Consider the following 18,570-nt stretch of genomic DNA (forward strand, 5'->3'; position numbering starts at 1 on the left):
ATGGGCAGGAACGCAGCGCAGGCCGGTCGCACCCCCCTGATGGCGGGCAACTGGAAGATGAACCTCAACCACGCCGAGGCCGTGAACCTGCTCCAGAAGCTCGCCTGGACGCTCTCGGACAAGCGCCATGACTACGGCAAGGCCGAAGTGGCGCTGCTGCCTCCCTTCACCGACATCCGTTCGGTGCAGACCGTGGTCGACGGTGACCGGCTGTCCATCAAGTACGGCGCCCAGGACGTCTCCCCGCACGTCAGTGGCGCCTACACCGGCGAGATCTCCGCGGGCATGCTCGCGAAGCTCGGCTGCTCCTATGTCGTCGTCGGTCACTCCGAGCGCCGGCAGTACCACGGGGAGACCGACGAGCTGGTGAACGCCAAGGCGAAGGCCGCGCTCGACGCAGAGATCGTTCCGATCGTCTGCGTGGGGGAAGGGCTTGAGATCCGCCAGGCAGGAGAGCACGTCCCCTACACGATGGCGCAGGTCGAGGGATCCCTCGCCGGTCTCACGAAGGCGCAGGTCGCAAGCCTCGTCATCGCCTACGAACCGGTCTGGGCCATCGGCACCGGCGAGGTCGCCACTCCCGAGGACGCACAGGAGGTCTGTGCGGCCATTCGCGGGCAGGTGCGGGAGTCCTTCGGTGACGAAGCGGCCGACGCCGTACGCGTCCTCTACGGCGGTTCCGTGAAGGCCGCCAACATCGCCGGCATCATGGCGAAGGCCGATGTCGACGGTGCACTGGTCGGTGGCGCGAGCCTCGAAGTGGACGAGTTCGGCGGGATCTGCCGGTTCTATGACATGCCGGTGCTGTCCTGATCTCGGGCCTGACGTAGGATTCCCCGCGTGTTGATCACCCTGCTCACCGTTCTGCTCGTGACCGCGAGCCTGCTGCTCATCCTCCTGGTGTTGCTGCACAAGGGCCGTGGTGGCGGACTCTCGGACATGTTCGGCGGCGGTGTGTCGAGCTCGCTCGGCGGGTCGTCCATTGCTGAGCGAAACCTCGACCGCTTCACGGTCGGCATCGGCGTCATCTGGTTCGCGTGCGTCATCGCACTCGGCCTGCTGCTCGCCTATCAGAACTGACCGAACAACAGGCCTGCCCGACTAGCGGGCTGTCCGAAGGCTTGAGGAGAAAATCCGTTGGCTGGTGGTGGAAACGCGATTCGCGGGAGTCGCGTCGGTGCAGGTCCGATGGGCGAGGCCGAGCGCGGCGAGGCTGCGCCTCGGCAGGCAGTGACGTACTTCTGTACGAACAGCCACCGCTCGGTGATCACCTTCTCCGTTGAGGCGAACGTCCCTGAGTCCTGGGACTGCCCGAAGTGCGGCCTCCCGGCCGGTCTGGACTCGGAGAACGCTCCGCCGCCCAACAAGATCGAGCCGTACAAGACGCACCTCGCCTACGTGAAGGAGCGCCGCTCCGACAAGGAGGCCGAGGTCATCCTCGACGAGGCGATCCAGCTGCTGCGTTCGCGCCGCAAGTCGGGCGAGATCATTTTCTGATCTGCGCGCAGCCGCGTCAGTCAGATGAGTGACGCGGCTTCGGTGTCGAGGAACCACACGGTCTCCGCGTTGCCGGCGACACCGCGGGCGGGCGTCTCCTCGACGGAACCGGCCTCGGCCAGCGCCCGTCGTACGGCGTCGGCCTTGGCCTCGCCACTGGCGAGGAACCAGACCGACTGAGCCCGGTTGAGGGCCTCGAACGTCAGCGTCACCCGATCGGCCGGCGGCTTGGGGGAGTCGTGGACGGCGGCGGTGATCGCATCGGTCACGTCCAGGCCCGGGTGGCCCGGGAAGAGCGACGCGACGTGGCCGTCCGGTCCGATGCCGAGCATGAGGACGTCGAAGTCGCCATTGCCCTCGGCCCGCACCGTTTCGCCGTACGACGCCGCGGCGGTCTCGGCGCTCTCGGACTCGTCCGACGCCGGGATCTCGTGGACGCGCATCGCGCGGACCTCGTCGAGGAACGCTGCACGGGCCTGCCCGGCGTTGCGGTCGGGTGAGTCGGCGGGCACGAACCGCTCGTCGCCGAACCAGAACTGGACCGCTCCCCAGTCGACGCCGGAGGCGGGCGCCAGGCGGGCCACCTCACGGTGGATCGTGTCGGCGATGGTCCCGCCGGTCAGGCCGATGTCGGGCACGTGGCCGGCCGCCTGGGCGTCAGCGATCCGGTTCAGCAGCTCGCCGGCGACGGCGGTGGCGAGCACCGCGGCGTCGGCGTGGACCTCGATGAGCGGGCTCGGTCGTTCGGATGTCGCAGAGGTGTCTGTCATCGCGCGCGGTGCTCCCGGTAGTAGTGGATCAGGGCCTGGGTCGAGGGGTCCTGCTCGCCAAGGACCGTCTCGTCGCCGGCGAGGGCGGGCGCGATCTCCAGCGCCAGCTGCTTGCCGAGCTCGACGCCCCACTGGTCGAAGCTGTCGATGCCCCACACGACACCCTGCACGAACGTGATGTGCTCGTACAGCGCGATCAGCTGACCGAGCACGGACGGCGTCAGCGCCGGCGCCATGATCGAGGTGGTGGGACGGTTCCCGGTGAACACCCGGGCCGGCACGATCTGTTCGGCCGTGCCTTCGGCCCGCACCTCGTCGGGAGTCTTCCCGAAGGCGAGCGCCTTGGTCTGCGCGAAGAAGTTCGCCAGCAGGAGCTCGTGGACGTCGGTCGTGCCGTCCACCAGGGGAGAGGTGGGGGTGGCGAACGCGATGAAGTCCGCCGGGATCAGCCGGGTGCCCTGGTGGATGAGCTGGTAGAACGCGTGCTGGCCGTTCGTGCCGGGCTCGCCCCAGAACACCTCGCCGGTCTCGGTGGTGACGGGCGAGCCGTCCCAGCGCACGCTCTTGCCGTTGGACTCCATGGTGAGCTGCTGGAGGTAGGCCGCGAACCGGTGCAGGGACTGGGCGTACGGCAGCACGGCGTGGGTCTGGGCGCCGAGGAAGTTGACGTACCAGACGTTGAGCAGCCCCATCAGGACCGGGACGTTCGCATGGAGGGGGGCGTTCTGGAAGTGTTCGTCGACCACGTGGAAGCCCGCGAGGAACTCCTCGAACCGCTCCGGTCCGATCGCGATGACGAGCGAGGTCCCGATCGCGGAGTCGACCGAGTAGCGTCCGCCGACCCAGTCCCAGAAGCCGAAGGCGTTCGCGGGGTCGATGCCGAAGGCGGCCACCTTCTCCAGCGCGGTGGACACCGCGACGAAGTGCCGTGCGATCACGGCCTTGGCTTCGGGGTGCTCCGGGTCGGCGGTGCTGACGACGCCTGCGTCGTGCAGTCCCGCCAGGAGCCAGTTGCGGCACAGCCGCGCGTTGGTCAGCGTCTCGAGGGTCCCGAACGTCTTGCTCGACACCACGAAGAGCGTCGTGGCCGGGTCGAGCCCGGCCAGGGTCTCCGCGGCGTCGGTCGGGTCGATGTTGCTGATGAAGCGGCACTCCAGACCGGCCTGGACGTACGGCTTCAGCGCTTCGTAGGCCATCACGGGTCCGAGGTCGGAGCCGCCGATGCCGATGTTGACCACGGTCCTGATCGCCGCGCCGGTGCTCCCTCGCCAGGCGCCGGACCGTACGTCGTCCGCGAACGCGTAGACGCGGCTCAGCACCTCGTGGACGTCGTCGACCACGTCGTGCCCACCGACCTCGAGGTCGGCGTCGACCGGCTGGCGCAGCGCCGTGTGGAGCACGGCCCTGTCCTCGGAGACGTTGATGTGGTCACCGCGGAACATCGCCTCGCGACGCCCGGGCAGACCGACCTCGTCGGCGAGCGCCAGGAGCGCGGTCAGGACCCCGTCGTCGACCAGGTTCTTCGACAGGTCGACCAGCAGGTCGCCCGCGGTGTGCGTGAGTGCGTCGACGCGACCCGGCTCCGAGACGAGCTCGCGCAGTGAGGTCTGCCAGTTCCCGTGGTCGTCGCAGTGCGAGTCAGCGAGCTTCTGCAGCCGCGCCCACGCGGCCGTGGCAGTCGGGTCGACGGGAGCAGCGTTCTGCGGCTCGCCCACCGGTCAGGCTCCCGCCTTGGCCATCTGCGCTTGGACGGTCTCGATCAGTTCGGTCCACGACACCTTGAACTTGTCGACACCTTCGGTCTCCAGCACTCCGAAGACGTCGTCGAGGTCGATGCCGACCGCCGTGAGCTGGTCGAACACCGCCTGGGCTTCGGCAGCCTTGCCGGTCACGGCGTCGCCGCCGTTCTCGGCCACCAGCTCGCCGTGATCGGCGAACGCCATCAGCGTCTTCTCCGGCATCGTGTTCACGGTGTTCGCGACGACGAGGTCGGTGACGTAGAGGGTGTCGGAGTAGTCCGGGTTCTTGACACCCGTGGAAGCCCACAGCGGACGCTGGGGGTTCGCTCCGGCTGCGGCCAGAGCCTGCCACCGGTCGGAAGCCAGCACCTCCTTGAAGGCCGCGTACGCCAGACGGGCGTTCGCGACGGCTGCCTTGCCGCGCAGGGCGAGCGCCTCGTCCGTGCCGATCTTGTCCAGCCTGGCGTCGATCTCGGAGTCGACGCGCGAGACGAAGAACGAAGCCACGGAACGGATGGTCGACAGGTCGATGCCCGCGGTCTGGGCCTTCTCCAGACCCTCGACGTAGGCGTCCATCACCGCGCGGTAGCGCTCGGTGGAGAAGATGAGCGTGACGTTGACGCTGATGCCGGCCCCGATGACCTCGGCGATGGCCGGAAGTCCCTCGAGCGTGGCGGGGATCTTGATCAGCGCGTTGGGGCGGTCCACCGCGGACCACAGGGCCGCGGCGGACGCAACGGTCGCTGCGGTGTCGTTGGCCAGGGTCGGCTCGACCTCGATCGAGACCCGGCCGTCGTCGGCCGTGGCGGCAGCGACGGGCGCGAGCACGTCGCACGCGTTGCGGACGTCGTCGGTGGTCAGCGCGAAGATCACGGCGTCTGCCGTCGCGCCGTCGGCGACGAGCGCGCGGACCTGGTCGTCGTACCGCTCACCATTGGCGATGGCGCCGGCGAAGATCGTCGGGTTGGTGGTGACGCCGACGACCGACTTCTCGGCCACGAGCTGGGCCAGGTTGCCGGTCTCGATGCGTTCGCGGGACAGGTCGTCGAGCCAGATGGACACCCCCGCGTCGGCGAGGGCTTTCAGTCGTTCACTCATGAATCCTCCTCGAGAGGTGCTGTGTGGGGGCTGGTACGACGACCGCTGGGGTCAGGCTCTGACCGCGGCGATGCTCTCCCGGGCGGCCACGGCGACCGCCTCGGGCGTGAAGCCGAACTCGCGGAACAACGTGCCGGCGTCGGCGCTCGCACCGTAGTGGTCGATGCTGACGATCCGGCCGGCGTCACCGACGTACTCGCGCCAGCCCTGCTTCACGCCGGCCTCGACCGAGACACGTGCCTTGACGGTCGGCGGGATGACGGAGTCGCGGTAGGCCTGGGTCTGCGCCTCGAACCACTCGATGCACGGCAGCGACACGACCCGGGCGTTGATGCCGTCGGCCTTCAGCTGCTCGCGGGCGGTCACGGCGAGCTGGACCTCGGACCCGGTCGCCAGCAGCACGACGTCCGGCTCGCCACCCTCGGCGTCGACGAGGACGTAGCCGCCCTTGCCGACGTTCTCCGTGGTCGCGAAGCCCTCGGTGCCGCGGGGGAACGTCGGGACGTTCTGGCGGCTCAGGACCAGGCCGGCGGGCCGGTCGGCGTTGCGCAGGACCTGGAGCCAGGCGGCTGCGGTCTCGTTGGCGTCAGCGGGGCGGACGATGTCGAGGCCCGGCATCGCACGAAGGGACGCGACGTGCTCGATGGGCTGGTGGGTCGGACCGTCCTCGCCGAGGCCGACGGAGTCATGCGTCCAGACGTAGATGACCGGTGCCTTCATCAGCGCCGCGACACGAACCGAACCGCGCATGTAGTCCGAGAAGGTGAGGAAGGTGCCACCGAACACGCGGGTGCCACCGTGGACGGCGATGCCGTTCATGATCGCGCCCATGCCGTGCTCGCGGATGCCGAAGTGCAGGACCCGACCCTGGTACGGGTCGCCCTGCCACTCCTCGACGGAGCGGTCCACGGGCAGGAACGACTTGGCGTCCTTGATGGTCGTGTTGTTGGAGCCCGCGAGGTCGGCAGAGCCGCCCCACAGCTCGGGCATGATCGCCGCGATCGCGTTGATGACCTTGCCGGACGCGGCACGGGTCGCGACGCCCTTGGCGTCGGCCTCGAAGGTCGGGAGCACGTCCTCGATGCCGTCGGGGAGCGCGCGACCCTTCATCCGGTGCAGCAGCGCCGCACTGTCGGGGTGTGCGGTCGACCAGGCGGCGTACTGCTCGTTCCACTCCGCCGCCCAGGCCTTGCCTCGCTGGACGAGCGAGCGGGTGTGCTCGAGGACGTCGTCGGGGACCTCGAAGTCCTGCTCGGGGTCGAAGCCAAGGACCGTCTTGGTGGCCGCGACCTCGTCGGCGCCGAGCGCGGACCCGTGGGCGGCCTCGGTGTTCTGGGCGCTGGGGGCGGGCCAAGCGATGACGGTCTTCAGCACGATGAGGGACGGCTTGTCGGTGACCGCGTCGGCTGCCTTGATCGCTTCGTACAGCGCCGGGACGTCCTCGGCGTAGTGAGCGAGGTCAGCGTGGTCGTTGCCGGTCCAGTCGACGGTCTGGACGTGCCAGCCGTACGCCTCGTAGCGCTTCGCCACGTCCTCGTTGAACGCGATGTGGGTGTCGCCCTCGATCGAGATCCGGTTGGCGTCGTAGAGGACCGTGAGGTTGCCCAGCTCCTGGGTGCCCGCGATCGAGGACGCCTCGCTGCTGACGCCCTCCTCGAGGTCGCCGTCGGAGGCGATGACGTAGACGTGGTGGTCGAAGATCGATGCGCCGTCGCCGGCACCGGGGTCGAGCAGGCCGCGTTCCCTGCGTGCAGCCATCGCCATGCCCACGGCGTTGGCGACGCCCTGGCCGAGCGGGCCGGTGGTGACCTCGACGCCGGCGGTGTGGCCGAACTCGGGGTGACCGGGCGTCTTGCTGCCCCAGGTGCGCAGCGCCTTGAGGTCGTCGAGCTCGAGACCGAAGCCGCCGAGGTAGAGCTGCGTGTAGAGGGTGATCGAGGAGTGTCCGCAGGACAGCACGAACCGGTCCCGGGCTGCCCAATCGGGGTCAGCGGGATCGTGCCGCATCACCTTCTGGAAGAGCAGGTACGCCGCAGGCGCCAGGCTCATCGCGGTGCCGGGGTGGCCGTTGCCGACCTTCTGGACAGAGTCCATCGCCAGCACCCGTGCCGTGTCGACGGCCTTGCGGTCGAGATCGGTCCACACCAACTCCGGGATCATGTGTCCGAGCCTACCCAGCCGGAGCAGGCGGCCGACACCTGGCTCGGTGCCTGCACATCGGTTCGCTCGGGCTACACTCGGACCGCTTTCGATCCCTGCCCGCGAGGCCACCTCCGAGGAACTTGCCGTGACCTACGTCGACCCGACCAGCCCCGAGCTGATCGCTGACGACGGACGGCGCACGACGGATGAGACCGGGGCCACTGCCCGCGATGTGCTCATGGCGTACGTCGGCCTCACCAAGCCGCGCGTGATCGAGCTGTTGCTCCTCACGACCGTCCCGATGATGTTCTTCGCGGCCGAGGGTGTGCCGCCGCTGGGCCTCGTAGTCGCCACCGTCATCGGCGGCACCCTGTCCGCCGGTTCGGCGTCGGTGTTCAACTGCGTCTACGACCGTGACATCGACGAGCAGATGCGGCGTACCCGTCGGCGAGCGCTCCCGCGCCACATCGTGACGCCCCGCGCCGCCCTCGTGTTCGGGATCGTGCTGGGCGTCCTGTCGACCGTGGTGCTCGCCTGGCAGGTCAACACGCTCTCGGCTGTGTTGTCGGTCAGCGCCATCGCCTTCTACGTGTTCATCTACACGATGCTGCTGAAGCGTCGTACGGCCCAGAACATCGTGTGGGGCGGCATCGCCGGCTGCTTCCCGACCCTGATCGGCTGGACCGCCGTGACGGACGAGCTGTCGTGGATCCCGATCGTGCTGTTCGCGGTGGTCTTCTTCTGGACGCCGCCGCACACCTGGGCGCTCGCGCTGCGCTACCGCGAGGACTACGCCCAGGTCGACGTCCCGATGCTTCCGGTGGTCAAGCCGGCCCGTTCGGTCGCCTTCCAGATCGTGATCTACAGCTGGGTCATGGTTGCCACGTCACTGCTGCTGTGGCCGGTGGCCGACACCGGGCTGGTCTACCCGATCGTCGCCGCGGTGCTCGGTGCGGTGTTCCTCAGCCAGGCCCACGCCCTGCACAGCCGGTCGAAGACGACCGAGGAGCTGAGCATCCTCCAGCCGATGCGCCTGTTCCACTCCTCGAACCTGTATCTGTCACTGCTCTTCGTCGCAGTGGCCATCGATCCGCTGCTGAAGTAGGCCAGCTCCCGGTCAGCGGGGCCGGGTCGAGAGAACGACCCAGGTGAGTGCGGCGGACGTCAGTCCGGCGCCGAGCATGTGGAACCCGACGAGCAGCTCGGGCAGGTCGGTGAAGTACTGCCAGAAGCCGATCGTGCCCTGCAGCAGCTCGACGCCGAGCAAGGCTGCGGCGGCGCGGAGGAGCACCCGCTGGTTCGTTCGCTGCGCGGTCCAGAGGAGACCGACCGTCAGCGCCACCAGCACGTAGACCGCCCAGGCGTGCACGTGGGACATCACCTGCGGGTCGAGGCCGGTACGGCGCGACTCGAGGTCGCCCGAGTGCGGACCCGAGCCGGTCACGACGGTCCCGAGGTAGAGGACCACCCAGCCGACGACGAACAGCATCGCGGCCAGCCGGCTGGCGCCTGTCGGGGCGCCTTCCCGGGACGGTCCGCGCAGGTGGTCGAGGAGGACGACACAGACCCCGACGATCGCCATCGAGACGAGCAGGTGCAGTCCGACGATCCACGGGTTCAGGTCGGTGAGCACCGTGATCCCGCCGAGGACGGCCTGGGCGGGGATGCCGAGGGCGATGATCGTGGAGAGGCGTACGGCGCGCGAGTGCTCGGCGGCCCGGTCCCGGGCAGCCAGCCAGCAAGCCACGGCGATGACGACGAGGACGTAGGTCAGCATCCGGTTGCCGAACTCGATCGCGCCGTGCACGCCGAGCGCGCTGTGCGGGAGGTACGACTCGTCCGTGCACCGGGGCCAGGTCGGGCAGCCCAGTCCGGAGCCGGTGAGCCGGACGGCGCCGCCCGTGATGGCAATGGCGATGTTGGCGACCAGGTTGGCCCACGCCAGCGGGACCAGGCGGTCGCCGAGCGACCGCTGGAGGGTCGCCCAGCGCGTCGTCAGGCTCACTCCCACTGGAACGTCCTCGCCGTCAGGGCGGAGCCGATGACGGCCCAGCCCACCAGGACGAGCAGGTCGCGGACCGCCACCGAGGCGTCACACGCGGCGCGCGCAGCCTCACCGAGCGCGCCCGAGGGCAGCCAGCGCACGACGTCACCCAGGCCGCCGTACGCATCGGCAGGGAGTACGACGGCGCCGCCGGCGAGCAGCAGCAGGTAGACGAGGTTCGCGGCAGCGAGCGTGGCCTCGGCGCGCAGCGATCCGGCGAGCAGCATGCCGAGCGATGCGAACGCCGCGGTGCCCAACACTGCCGCCAGGATCAGCGCGAGGTAGCCACCGAGGCCGTCCGGGCCGGACCAGCCCAGGGCGAAGCCGACGCCACCGATGACGAGGAACTGCAGGATCTCGACCAGCAGCAGGGCGATCACCTTGCCGCCCAGCAGGGTGGCGCGGGAGAGGGGAGCGGTGCCGAGCCGCTTGAGGACGCCGTAGCGCCGCTCGAAGCCGGTCGCGATCGCCAGGGACGTGAACGCGGTCGACATCACCGCGACGGCGAGCACGCCGGGGGTGAGCACGTCGATCGGCCGACCGTCGAGGTTGACGCCGACCCGGTCCGCGCCGCGCACGGCGGCGACCAGCACGATCACCGGGATGACGACCGCGAGCAGCAGCTGCTCACCGTTGCGCAACATCAGCCGCGCTTCCATGCCTGCCTGCGTCACCAGCTGGCGCAGGACGGGGGCCGCTCCGGGGGCAGGCGTGAAGGTTCCGCCCGTCGGGGTGCTCGTGGGGGCGCTCAAGCGAAGTCCTCTCGGCCGGTCAGCTCGAGGAAGACGTCCTCGAGGTTGCGCTGTCCGAGCGAGAGCGACTCGGGCAGCACGTCGTGGTCGGTGCACCAGGCGGCCACCTTGCCGAGCGTCGAACCGTCAGCGGGACCCGAGACCTGCAGGCTGAGCGGGTCGAGCACGGTCAGCTCGGTGCCGGCGCCGAGCGCTGTGGCCAGGGCTTCGGGGGAGCCCGGCGGGAACGGCTGGGTCACGACCAGCCGGATCGTCGCGACCGTGCCACCGCGGGTGAGCTCGAGGGGCGAGCCACTCGCCACGAGCTTGCCGTGGTCGAGGATGTGGACCTTGTCGGCCAGCCGCTCGGCCTCCTCGAGGTAGTGCGTGGTCAGCACGACCGTGACGCCGTCACCGCGCAGCTCCTCGAGGAGCTCCCAGACGGCCCGGCGGATCTGGGGGTCCAGTCCGGCAGTCGGTTCGTCGACGAAGACCAGCTCGGGGCGCCCGACGAGGGCCAGGGCGAGACCGAGCCGCTGCTGCTGGCCGCCCGAGAGCCGTCGGTACGGCGTCCTGCCGCACTCGTGCAGCGCGAGGCGGTCCATCAGCAGGCCGGTGTCGAGCGGGTGGGCGTGCAGCCGGGCGAAGTGCCGCAGCATCTCGTCGGCGCGCGCGCCGCTCCAGGCGCCACCCGACTGCAGCATCACGCCGATCCGGGGGAGCAGGTCGCGCCGCTCGCGCACCGGGTCCAGGCCGAGGACGCGCACCGTGCCCGACTGCGCGCGGCGATAGCCCTCGCAGGTCTCGAGCGTCGTGGTCTTCCCGGCGCCGTTGGGGCCGAGGACGGCGGTGATCGTGTGTGCCTCGACCTCGAAGGAGAGGTCGTCGACGGCTGTACGGTCGCCGTACCTCATCACCAGGCCGTCGACGAGGACAGCAGGACCAGCGGGCACCCGGGGAGTCTAGAGCGCGGTCCGCGGGCCTACGCTGGCGGCCGTGACTGTCTGGTTGTACGGCGTCGTTCTCGCCGTCTCGTGTGCGGCTGCGGCGCTGCTCGTGGTCGATCTGATTCGTGACCGGGCTGCCCAGGATTCGCACTTCGTCTCGCTGGCGGTGCTGGACGTGATCCTGCTCGTCCAGCTGGTCGGGGGAGCGGTGGCGCTCGCGCGCACCGAGCGCGAGGTCGAGGGCGCGGTGTTCGTGAGCTACCTCGTGACGGTGTTCCTCGTCCCGGTGATCGGCGCGTTCTTCTCGCTCGCGGAGCGGTCGCGCGTCGGCACCACGATCTTGTTGCTCGCCGTCGCCACGGTCGCCGGGCTGGAGCTCCGGCTCTGGGACATCTGGGGAGGTCGCCATGTCTGAGCTGCAGCAGCCGTTGGCCGAGGGCTGGGGTCGCGCGCTGGTCTTCGTCTACGGCCTGTTCGCGGTCGCAGCGACCGGGCGCTCCGCCGTACAGCTCGGCATGGAACCGGACCGGGCGCCGTTGGCGTACTCGCTGTCGCTCCTCGCCGCGATCCTCTACCTCGTCGCCACGACCTGTCTGCTGCTCGGCGGCACCACCGGCTGGCGGGTGGCCGGCATCGCGGTCACGATCGAGCTGCTCGGGGTCCTGTCGGTCGGCGCGATGAGCTACCTCGCGACCGACCTGTTCCCCGACAAGACGGTCTGGTCGCACTTCGGGCAGGGGTACGGATTCCTTCCCCTCGTGCTGCCGTTCGCGGGCCTGGCATGGCTGCGCCACACCCGGAGAACCCCCGTTGGTTGAGGTGCGAGCGGAGCGAGTCTCGAAACTTAGGTTGACCTTGCTTGAAAGCGGCTGGGCATTATCGGCACACTGATGTTGTGGAATTGCCGACCGAGTGCGACCAGCCGACGCGCCAGCGCGTGGCTCAGTCGATCCTGGTCAACGGCGCCTCCACCGCTGCGGCCCTCGCGGAGCGTCTCGAGCTGACCCCGGCAGCCGTCCGTCGGCACCTCGACCAGATGGTCGCTGACGGTTCCCTCGTCGCGCGCGACCCCCGGCCGGTGGGCTCCCGTGGCCGCGGCCGTCCGGCCAAGGTGTTCGTGTTGACCGAGCGCGGTCGCGACGCCTTCGACCAGCAGTACGACGACCTCGCCACCGAGGCGCTCCGGTTCCTCGCCGAGACGGGCGGTGAGGCCGCCGTACGCGCGTTCGCCGACCGGCGCGCGTCGTTCATCGAGAAGCGTTTCCCCGAGGTCCAGGCCGCGCACCCGGAGGCCTCTCCGGCCCAGGTGCTCGCCACGATCTTCACCGCCGAGGGCTATGTCGCTGCCGTGCACGACATTCCCCTGAAGAACGGACGCAGTGGGGAAGAGCTGTGCCAGCAGCACTGCCCCGTGTCCCACGTCGCCCACGAATTCCCACAGTTGTGCGAAGCCGAGACCGAGGCGATCAGCCGCGTCCTCGGCACGCACGTCCAGCGTCTGGCCACCATCGCCCACGGCGACGGGGTGTGCACCACCTGCATCCCGGACGTCCACAGCATCCAGAAGAAGGAGCAGGTCACGTCATGACCTCGATCGAAGAACTGAACCCGGAGCTCAAAGGCATCGGCCGCTACGAGTTCGGCTGGTCCGACAAGAACGACGTCGGTGCCGACGCGAAGCGTGGCCTGAGTGAGGACGTTGTCCGCAACATCTCCGCGCTCAAGTCGGAGCCGCAGTGGATGCTCGACCTGCGCCTGAAGGGCCTCAAGCTCTTCCACCGCAAGCCCATGCCCACGTGGGGCTCGGACCTGTCGGCGATCGACTTCGACAACATCAAGTACTTCGTCCGGTCCAGCGAGAAGCAGGCCGCGACCTGGGACGACCTCCCCGAGGACATCAAGAACACCTACGACAAGCTCGGCATCCCCGAGGCCGAGAAGCAGCGCCTGGTCTCCGGCGTCGCGGCGCAGTACGAGTCCGAGGTCGTCTACCACTCGATCCGCGAGGACCTCGAGGCGCAGGGCGTGCTCTTCCTCGACACCGACACCGCGCTCAGGGAGCAGCCGGAGCTGTTCCAGGAGTACTTCGGCACCGTCATCCCGGTCGGCGACAACAAGTTCGCCGCGCTCAACACCTCGGTGTGGTCGGGTGGCTCGTTCATCTACGTGCCCAAGGGCGTCCACGTCGACATCCCGCTCCAGGCCTACTTCCGGATCAACACCGAGAACATGGGCCAGTTCGAGCGGACCCTGATCATCGTCGACGAGGGTGCCTACGTGCACTACGTCGAGGGCTGCACGGCGCCGATCTACTCGTCGGACTCGCTGCACTCCGCGGTCGTCGAGATCATCGTCAAGAAGGGTGGTCGCTGCCGTTACACGACCATCCAGAACTGGTCGAACAACGTCTACAACCTGGTGACCAAGCGTGCGGTCTGCGAAGCCGGCGCCACCATGGAGTGGGTCGACGGCAACATCGGCTCCAAGGTGACGATGAAGTACCCCGCCGTCTACCTCATGGGCGAGCACGCCAAGGGCGAGACCCTGTCCATCGCCTTCGCGGGCGAGGGCCAGCACCAGGACGCCGGCGCCAAGATGGTGCACGCTGCGCCGAACACGTCGAGCTCGATCCTGAGCAAGTCGGTGGCGCGCGGCGGCGGCCGGACGTCGTACCGCGGCCTCATCCAGATCAACGAGGGTGCGCACGGCTCGAAGTCCAACGTGCTCTGTGACGCGCTGCTGGTCGACCAGATCAGCCGCTCGGACACCTACCCGTACGTCGACATCCGCGAGGACGACGTCTCCATGGGTCACGAGGCGAGCGTCTCGAAGGTCTCCGACGACCAGCTGTTCTACCTCATGTCGCGAGGCATGCAGCAGGACGAAGCGATGGCGATGATCGTGCGTGGCTTCATCGAGCCGATCGCCAAGGAGCTCCCGATGGAGTACGCCCTCGAGCTCAACCGGCTCATCGAGCTGCAGATGGAAGGGGCCGTGGGTTGAGCGCCGCAGCCATCAGCGACGCCCTCGAGCAGGTGCACGTCGAGTCCCACCTCCACCCGGAGCCCACCTTCGACCTCGAGGCACACCCCGTGCCGACCGGTCGCGAGGAGGTCTGGCGGTTCACCCCGCTCAAGCGCTTGCGCGGCCTGCTGGAGGACGTCCCGTCCGTCGAGACCCTGGAGTGGAAGGAATCCCTTCCCGCCGGTGTCACGCTGACCCGCTTCTCCACCGAGGACGCGATCGCCCTCGGCGGTACGGCGCCGTTCGACCGCCTCGGCGCGCTCGCGGTGAAGAACGCCGGTGGCGCCCTGGTGCTCGACATCCCGTCGGACACCGAGGTCGACGAGCCGGTGCGGCTGCTGCTGCACGGCACGGCGCTCGACGCCACCGTCTGGGGCCACCTCGTGGTCCGGATCGGAACGCACTCCAAGGCCACCGTCGTCGTCGAGCACTCGGGCAGCACGACGTACAACGCCTTCACCACCGTGCTCGTCGGTGACGGCGCCCACCTCGACCTGGTCCACGTCAACGACTGGGCCGACGACGCGGTGCACGCCGAGCAGATCAACGCCCGCGTGGGCCGCGACGCGACGCTGCGCCAGTTCGAGTTCACCCTCGGTGGCGACCTGGTGCGCACCAGCACCAACGTCGACTACGCCGGTCCGGGTGGCACGGCCGAGCTCTTCGGGCTCTACTTCGCCGACGCCGGCCAGCACTTCGAGCACCGCCTCTTCGTCGACCACACCGCCCCCAAGACGGTCTCCAACGTCGTCTACAAGGGTGCGCTGCAGGGCGAGAAGGCGCACACCGTGTGGGTCGGCAACGTGCTGATCCGCAAGGTGGCCGAGGGCATCGAGACCTACGAGGAGAACCGCAACCTCATCCTCACCGAGGGCTGCCACGCCGACTCGATCCCGAACCTGGAGATCGAGACCGGCGAGATCGCCGGCGCGGGCCACGCGTCGGCCGTGGGTCGCTTCGATGACGAGCAGCTGTTCTACCTGCGCTCGCGCGGCATCGAGGAGAAGGAGGCCCGCAAGCTCGTCGTACGCGGCTTCTTCGACGACCTGATCCGCAAGGTGACCATCCCCGATCTTGCCGAGAAGTTGAGCGGTCAGGTCGAGGAGGAGCTCAAGCGCCACGTCCTCGCGGAGCTCTCATGAGCTTCGAACGCGCGTGCGCGCTGGCCGACGTACCGGCCGACGAGGCCCTCGCCGTGACCATCGACCGCTACGACGTGGCGATCGCACGCAACGGTGACGAGGTCTTCGCACTGCAGGACCTCTGCTCCCACGCGGCGGTCTCGCTGAGCGAGGGCGAGGTCGCTGACTGCACGATCGAGTGCTGGCTGCACGGGTCGACGTTCGACCTGCGCACCGGCAAGCCCACCACTTTCCCGGCGACCGAGCCGGTTGCCACCTTCCCCGTAGAAATCCGCGACGGCGATGTCTATGTCGACGTGGAATCCACCCTGAACGGAGTCACCCCCGCATGAGCACCCTCGAGATCAAGGACCTTCAGGTCCAGGTCAACACCGAAGACGGTCCGATTGAGATCCTCAAGGGCGTCACGCTGACGATCAACTCCGGCGAGACGCACGCGATCATGGGCCCGAACGGCTCTGGCAAGTCGACCCTGGCGTACTCCATCGCCGGCCACCCGCGCTACGAGGTCACCGGCGGCACCGTCACCCTCGACGGCGAGGACGTGCTGACGATGTCCGTCGACGAGCGGGCGCGAGCCGGCCTGTTCCTCGCGATGCAGTACCCCGTCGAGGTCCCCGGCGTCTCGGTGTCGAACTTCCTCCGGACCGCCAAGACCGCGATCGACGGTGAGGCTCCCAAGCTCCGCACGTGGGTCAAGGACGTCAACGGCGCGCTCGAGAAGATGAACCTCGACACGACGTTCTCCCAGCGCTCGGTCAACGAGGGCTTCTCCGGTGGCGAGAAGAAGCGCCACGAGATCGCCCAGCTCGACCTGCTCGACCCGAAGGTCGCGATCCTCGACGAGACCGACTCCGGCCTCGACATCGACGCGCTCAAGGTCGTCTCCGACGGCGTCAACCGCTTCCGGGAGCGTGACAACAAGGGTGTCCTGCTGATCACGCACTACACGCGGATCCTGCGCTACATCCAGCCCGACCACGTGCACGTGTTCGTCGCCGGCAAGGTCGCCGAGTCCGGTGGCCCGGAGCTCGCCGAAGAGCTCGAGGCCAACGGCTACGACCGCTTCCTCAAGGCTGTCACCGCTGGTTGAGGTGCGAGGCCGCTCGCGGCCGAGCCTCGAAACCCGGTGACATGAAAGGAATGGCGATGAAGGGTCTGCTCCCCGAGCTGGAAGTCATCCGCAAGGACTTCCCGATCCTCGAGCGCACGCTCGCGGGCGGACAGCCGCTGATCTACCTCGACAGCGCGAACACCTCGCAGAAGCCGCAGGTCGTCATCGACACGATGGTCGACCACCTCGAGCGGCACAACGCGAACATCGCGCGGGCGATGCACCAGCTCGGTGCGGAGTCGACCGAGGCCTACGAGTCGGCGCGCGACAAGGTCGCGGCGTTCCTCAATGCGCCGTCGCGCAACGAGATCATCTTCACGAAGAACGCCACCGAGGCGCTCAACCTGCTGGCTCGCACGATCGAGCTGGCTCCCGGCGACAACGTCGTGATCACGGAGATGGAGCACCACTCCAACATCGTGTCGTGGCAGCTGGCGTGCGAGCGTTCGGGCGCCGAGCTGCGTTGGTTCGGCCTGACCGACGACGGCCAGCTGGACCTGAGCAATGCCGACCAGCTCGTCGACGAGAACACCAAGGTCGTCGCGTTCACCTGGGTCTCCAACATGCTGGGCACCATCAACCCGGTCGCCGACCTGGCCGCGCGTGCGCGGGCCGCCGGTGCGGTGTCGGTCATCGACGCTTCGCAGGCCGCTCCGCAGCTGCAGGTCGACGTCCAGGCGGTCGGGTGCGACTTCCTCGTGTTCACCGGTCACAAGGTCTGCGGGCCGACCGGCATCGGCGTGCTGTGGGGTCGCGAGGAGCTGCTCAACGAGCTGCCCCCCTTCCACGGTGGCGGTGAGATGATCGAGACGGTGACCATGGCGCGTTCGACGTACGCCAAGGCTCCCCACCGCTTCGAGGCCGGTACTCCGCCGATCGTGGAGGCCATCGGTCTCGGTGCAGCGGTCGAGTACCTCGGCCACATCGGCCTGGACGCGATCCATGCACACGAGCAGGCGATCACCGGGTATGCCCTCCAGGGCCTGCAGACGGTCACTGGCCTCACGGTCCTCGGTCCGCTCGACGCCGCCGCGCGCGGCGGTGCGATCTCGTTCGAGCTCGACGGCGTGCACCCGCACGACATCGCGCAGGTGCTCGACAGCCGCGGCATCGCCGTACGCGCGGGTCACCACTGCGCGAAGCCGGCGCACGCGCGGTACGGCGTACAGAGCTCGACGCGGATGTCGTCGTACCTCTACACCGAGCCGCGGGAGATCGACGCGCTCGTCGAGGCGCTGGAATACACCCGTAGCTACTTCAAGTTGGACTGATCTGATGTCTGCACAAGATCTGGATGCGCTCTACCAGGAGATCATCCTCGACCACTACAAGCACCCGCACGGCAAGGGACTCCGGGACCTGCACGAGGCAGAGGTGCACCACGTCAACCCGACCTGTGGCGACGAGGTCACCCTGCGCGTGCACCTCGACGGCGGGGTCGTCAGCGACGTGTCGTACGACGCCGTGGGCTGCTCGATCTCGCAGGCGTCCGCGTCGGTGCTCTACGACCTCGTGGTCGGCAAGAGCGTCGACGAGGCCCTCGCGATCCACCAGGAGTTCCTGACCCTGATGCAGGGCAAGGGCAATGTGGAGCCCGATGAAGAGATTCTCGAGGACGGCATCGCGTTCGCCGGGGTGGCAAAGTTCCCGGCACGCGTGAAGTGCGCGCTGCTGTCCTGGATGGCGTGGAAGGACGCGACGACACAGGTCGTCGCCACAGCAGTTGACGCAGACGGAGGCAAGGCATGAGCGAGCACGACCACGACCACAGTCACGACGGCCACGGACATGGCCACGGCCACGGCGTCGACCACGGTGATCTCCCCGAGGTGCCCGAGGCGTCCGCCCACAAGATGGTCGGCTCGTCCGCGTCGTCGAACGTTGCGATCGCCGACGTCGAAGAGGCGATGAAGGACGTCGTCGACCCCGAGCTCGGCATCAACGTCGTCGACCTCGGCCTGGTCTACGGCATCCACGTCGACGAAGCCGCCAACCTGGTCCTCGACATGACGCTGACCTCCGCGGCCTGTCCGCTGACCGACGTGATCACCGACCAGACCAACTCGGCCCTCGAGGGCCTGGTCAACGACGTCGCGATCAACTGGGTCTGGATGCCGCCGTGGGGTCCCGACAAGATCACCCCCGACGGCCGCGAGCAGCTGCGGGCGCTCGGCTTCAACGTCTGAGTCTCAACGCACCTGACGAACAGGTCGTCTTGCCGCCGGGAAAGTCAGGTGGTCTAAGCAACGTTCATGCTGCTGCCGGGTTGGTCAGCAGTTGGTCCAGCGCTTGGGCTGGGGTCTGCATGTTCAGGGTAGGGCG

General features: G+C 68.7%; 21 protein-coding genes. 14 read left to right on the forward strand and 7 right to left on the reverse strand.

Annotated features, from left to right (window positions below; translation table 11 throughout):
- The 3 genes from tpiA to ASD84_RS15215 are packed head-to-tail and all read left to right on the forward strand — an operon-like array spanning position 1 to position 1,497.
- Positions 1-813, forward strand: a complete 813-nt coding sequence (gene tpiA, locus ASD84_RS15205) for a triose-phosphate isomerase (RefSeq protein WP_056712050.1) — start codon at positions 1-3, stop codon at positions 811-813.
- Positions 814-843: 30 nt separating this feature from the next.
- Complete coding sequence (secG, locus tag ASD84_RS15210; RefSeq protein ID WP_056712317.1) at positions 844-1,080, forward strand: preprotein translocase subunit SecG; 237 nt, start codon at positions 844-846, stop codon at positions 1,078-1,080.
- A gap of 57 nt (positions 1,081-1,137) precedes the next feature.
- Positions 1,138-1,497, forward strand: coding sequence for an RNA polymerase-binding protein RbpA (locus ASD84_RS15215; protein WP_082573556.1), 360 nt, complete (start codon positions 1,138-1,140; stop codon positions 1,495-1,497).
- 20 nt (positions 1,498-1,517) lie between these two features.
- Here the strand turns inward: ASD84_RS15215 and pgl are convergent, their stop codons facing one another.
- The 4 genes from pgl to tkt are packed head-to-tail and all read right to left on the reverse strand — an operon-like array spanning position 1,518 to position 7,264.
- Positions 1,518-2,267: a 6-phosphogluconolactonase gene (gene pgl, locus ASD84_RS15220; RefSeq protein WP_056712056.1), complete on the reverse strand. Its 750-nt coding sequence runs from the start codon at positions 2,265-2,267 to the stop codon at positions 1,518-1,520.
- Entirely contained in the window at positions 2,264-3,982 is a 1,719-nt protein-coding gene (pgi, locus tag ASD84_RS15225; protein WP_056712060.1) for a glucose-6-phosphate isomerase, read from the reverse strand. The genes pgl and pgi overlap by 4 nt, the downstream gene beginning before the upstream one ends.
- Before the next feature lie 3 nt (positions 3,983-3,985).
- Complete coding sequence (gene tal, locus ASD84_RS15230; RefSeq protein ID WP_056712064.1) at positions 3,986-5,104, reverse strand: transaldolase; 1,119 nt, start codon at positions 5,102-5,104, stop codon at positions 3,986-3,988.
- Positions 5,105-5,155: 51 nt separating this feature from the next.
- Complete coding sequence (gene tkt / locus ASD84_RS15235) at positions 5,156-7,264, reverse strand: transketolase (RefSeq protein ID WP_056712066.1); 2,109 nt, start codon at positions 7,262-7,264, stop codon at positions 5,156-5,158.
- A gap of 127 nt (positions 7,265-7,391) precedes the next feature.
- Here tkt and ASD84_RS15240 point away from each other — a divergent pair, with 127 nt between their 5' ends.
- The gene (locus ASD84_RS15240; protein ID WP_235531128.1) at positions 7,392-8,351 is read left to right on the forward strand and encodes a heme o synthase; all 960 of its coding nucleotides are present in this window, start codon (positions 7,392-7,394) and stop codon (positions 8,349-8,351) included.
- Positions 8,352-8,363: 12 nt separating this feature from the next.
- On the opposite strand, the gene ASD84_RS15245 is transcribed toward ASD84_RS15240, so the two are convergent.
- From ASD84_RS15245 to ASD84_RS15255, 3 genes are read right to left on the reverse strand one after another with little or no spacing between them, the layout of a single operon-like run.
- Positions 8,364-9,257 carry a COX15/CtaA family protein gene (locus ASD84_RS15245; protein ID WP_235531129.1) on the reverse strand — a complete coding sequence of 298 codons (894 nt, stop codon included), beginning with the start codon at positions 9,255-9,257 and terminating at the stop codon, positions 8,364-8,366.
- The gene (locus ASD84_RS15250) at positions 9,248-10,042 is read right to left on the reverse strand and encodes an ABC transporter permease (protein WP_056712069.1); all 795 of its coding nucleotides are present in this window, start codon (positions 10,040-10,042) and stop codon (positions 9,248-9,250) included. Before ASD84_RS15250 ends, ASD84_RS15245 begins: the two co-directional genes overlap by 10 nt.
- A complete protein-coding gene (locus tag ASD84_RS15255; RefSeq protein WP_056712071.1) occupies positions 10,039-10,974 on the reverse strand; it encodes an ABC transporter ATP-binding protein in 936 nt (311 codons plus the stop codon). Before ASD84_RS15255 ends, ASD84_RS15250 begins: the two co-directional genes overlap by 4 nt.
- Positions 10,975-11,017: 43 nt before the next feature.
- Here ASD84_RS15255 and ASD84_RS15260 point away from each other — a divergent pair, with 43 nt between their 5' ends.
- The 10 genes from ASD84_RS15260 (at position 11,018) to ASD84_RS15305 (ending at position 18,434) form a co-directional block, all read left to right on the forward strand.
- Positions 11,018-11,383 carry a hypothetical protein gene (locus ASD84_RS15260; protein ID WP_056914060.1) on the forward strand — a complete coding sequence of 122 codons (366 nt, stop codon included), beginning with the start codon at positions 11,018-11,020 and terminating at the stop codon, positions 11,381-11,383.
- Positions 11,376-11,786, forward strand: a complete 411-nt coding sequence (locus ASD84_RS15265) for a hypothetical protein (protein WP_056712076.1) — start codon at positions 11,376-11,378, stop codon at positions 11,784-11,786. The genes ASD84_RS15260 and ASD84_RS15265 overlap by 8 nt, the downstream gene beginning before the upstream one ends.
- Before the next feature lie 77 nt (positions 11,787-11,863).
- A complete protein-coding gene (locus tag ASD84_RS15270) occupies positions 11,864-12,556 on the forward strand; it encodes a helix-turn-helix transcriptional regulator (protein ID WP_056712079.1) in 693 nt (230 codons plus the stop codon).
- A complete protein-coding gene (gene sufB / locus ASD84_RS15275) occupies positions 12,553-13,971 on the forward strand; it encodes a Fe-S cluster assembly protein SufB (protein ID WP_056712082.1) in 1,419 nt (472 codons plus the stop codon). The genes ASD84_RS15270 and sufB overlap by 4 nt, the downstream gene beginning before the upstream one ends.
- Positions 13,968-15,134, forward strand: a complete 1,167-nt coding sequence (sufD, locus tag ASD84_RS15280; protein ID WP_056712084.1) for a Fe-S cluster assembly protein SufD — start codon at positions 13,968-13,970, stop codon at positions 15,132-15,134. The genes sufB and sufD overlap by 4 nt, the downstream gene beginning before the upstream one ends.
- Positions 15,131-15,466: a non-heme iron oxygenase ferredoxin subunit gene (locus ASD84_RS15285; RefSeq protein WP_056712087.1), complete on the forward strand. Its 336-nt coding sequence runs from the start codon at positions 15,131-15,133 to the stop codon at positions 15,464-15,466. The genes sufD and ASD84_RS15285 overlap by 4 nt, the downstream gene beginning before the upstream one ends.
- Positions 15,463-16,227, forward strand: a complete 765-nt coding sequence (gene sufC, locus ASD84_RS15290; protein WP_056712090.1) for a Fe-S cluster assembly ATPase SufC — start codon at positions 15,463-15,465, stop codon at positions 16,225-16,227. Before ASD84_RS15285 ends, sufC begins: the two co-directional genes overlap by 4 nt.
- Positions 16,228-16,283: 56 nt before the next feature.
- Complete coding sequence (locus ASD84_RS15295; RefSeq protein ID WP_156391972.1) at positions 16,284-17,519, forward strand: SufS family cysteine desulfurase; 1,236 nt, start codon at positions 16,284-16,286, stop codon at positions 17,517-17,519.
- A gap of 4 nt (positions 17,520-17,523) precedes the next feature.
- Positions 17,524-17,997: a Fe-S cluster assembly sulfur transfer protein SufU gene (gene sufU / locus ASD84_RS15300; protein WP_056712096.1), complete on the forward strand. Its 474-nt coding sequence runs from the start codon at positions 17,524-17,526 to the stop codon at positions 17,995-17,997.
- 104 nt (positions 17,998-18,101) lie between these two features.
- Positions 18,102-18,434 (forward strand): metal-sulfur cluster assembly factor, encoded by a 333-nt coding sequence (locus ASD84_RS15305; protein ID WP_056712323.1) that lies wholly within the window; start codon positions 18,102-18,104, stop codon positions 18,432-18,434.
- Positions 18,435-18,570 lie beyond the last annotated feature (136 nt).

It is taken from the genome of Nocardioides sp. Root682 (assembly GCF_001427795.1).
Classification (GTDB): Bacteria; Actinomycetota; Actinomycetes; order Propionibacteriales; family Nocardioidaceae; genus Nocardioides.